The 1,720-nt window shown below is 39.7% G+C and carries 2 protein-coding genes; both read right to left on the bottom strand.

What is annotated here, in order from left to right; genetic code table 11:
- Positions 1 to 228: 228 nt before the first annotated feature.
- Positions 229 to 1,194 carry an IS4 family transposase gene (locus tag H6G97_RS50905; RefSeq protein ID WP_242056217.1) on the bottom strand — a complete coding sequence of 322 codons (966 nt, stop codon included), beginning with the start codon at positions 1,192 to 1,194 and terminating at the stop codon, positions 229 to 231.
- A gap of 283 nt (positions 1,195 to 1,477) precedes the next feature.
- Positions 1,478 to 1,720: hypothetical protein (locus H6G97_RS50900; RefSeq protein WP_206759187.1), on the bottom strand; the 243-nt coding region annotated here is incomplete at its 5' end.

The following is a 1,720-nucleotide window of genomic DNA, read 5'->3' as shown; positions in this document are numbered from 1 at the left end:
CATAGCCGAATGGCACTAAGAAAAGCGGAAAGCCTTATCAATTAAGCAGTTTGCAATTGATGACGTAATTCATGTCTGGGCTTGGTCAATCTGGGGTAAGCTTTGGGGCGACGTTTAGTGACTCGTGGTTCGCTGCGTCCAGGACGGTCGGGGACAACCTTGTGAACAATAATTTTCAGTAAACTACGATAAAGAGAAAAGCGTTTTTGAGAGTGAGCAGTTTCTAATTTAGGAATAAAACTCAGTAAATGATGTCGAGTACCTTGAAGCGATAAACGATTTGGAGGGGTATTGTAAGTAGTCCCAGCCTGCCACATCAAGCTCCGAAGTAAATTGTAAGCAAAGTAAATAAACATGAATTTCTTTGCGTACCATTGAAGGAGTTTTACATCGTAAAATATCCATACCCAAGGTAGTTTTTATATGTCTCAAATCCAATTCAACATCCCAACGTTTACCGTAAAGCCCAACAATTTCGAGAGTAGAATAAGAAGATTTATCTAAAAGAGTAGTAATTAAGCTTACTTGTTGAGTACGAAAACCAGGAATAACAATATAATAGTAAATCTCTCGCACAGTTATGGAAGAAGGTAGAGCTAAAAATTCATCTTTATTCAATCCTTTTGGACAAGTGTTCGGCTTATACCAAGTAACTAATTTGTCGCAATCTCCAACAACTTTACCTTTTCGCATAGTTGTTGTACGAGATTGGTGTTTCCGAAATACAGCATCACAATCAAGGTTTTTGATAGTAAACATATCGGCGTAAGCACAAAAGGCCCTATCCCCTATAAGCACATCATTAGGTTTGAGAAAACTGTACAACCTCCTCGCTAATTTAAGATCATGAGTGTTCAAAACGTCTATGCACAAAGCAACAGCAGCTCCTGTCACTAAACTGAATACCACACCAATTTTAGCAATTGGGAAGCCACATCCAGGCTTTTGGCTACTGGGCTGAGGGTATTCTTTTTGATTCTCTACAGTATCAGGCATTGAGACAGTTGACCCATCTATCACTTTGACATTTCGACCACACCATAAATATTCTGATGCTACTTTCTGTTCTAGGCTTTGTGCCGAAAAATTGAAAAGTTTTTCTAATAACTTTTCTGGAAGTCTTGCCCTAGCTTGGCAGTAAGCACTCGTATCTGTTGAAGGGACTTCTACTTCTTCACCAGCTTTTAGGTGCAATTATTTTACTCACAGCATTATTACAAGTTTTATCAGTATCCAGCACTTGTGATAAAAAGGCCCATAAAGTTATTAATGGGTCAAATAACCGCTTTTTGTATTTAATTTTTAGCTCCGAGATTGCAAGTTTTATCACAGACTCTGGCAATAGTTCTTTAAACGGTAGTCCCAAACTTTGGCTAAATTTATCAAGAGAGAATTTGTACTCGTAGTGTCACAGTAGTATTTATGATGTTTGCTTGCTCGTCTCAAGGAAAGTATTTCATGAACGAGTAAGCTTTTCCTACCTACCAGAAATTTTTAGACAACTTGTGGATCTGATTCCACTTTCTGGTGCAAGACAAAGCGATGGCGTAGGCGATCGCAAACTCAGCGTGTCTTTCGTGGCGTAGTTTACCGCCGTAGGCATCGCTTCCATGACACTGCCATCTTGGACGACCACCTGACCCCTCCTCCACTGTTCAATAGCTTTCAAAGCTGTAGCCCTTATTCCGTATAGCTTAGAGCTTTTCTTAGTGCCATTCGG

The sequence above is a fragment of the Nostoc flagelliforme FACHB-838 genome (assembly GCF_014698065.1).
GTDB classification, from domain to species: domain Bacteria; phylum Cyanobacteriota; class Cyanobacteriia; order Cyanobacteriales; family Nostocaceae; genus Nostoc; species Nostoc flagelliforme_B.
The sequence above is the reverse complement of the archived record's forward strand: the minus strand, read 5'-3'. Positions and strand labels throughout refer to the sequence as shown.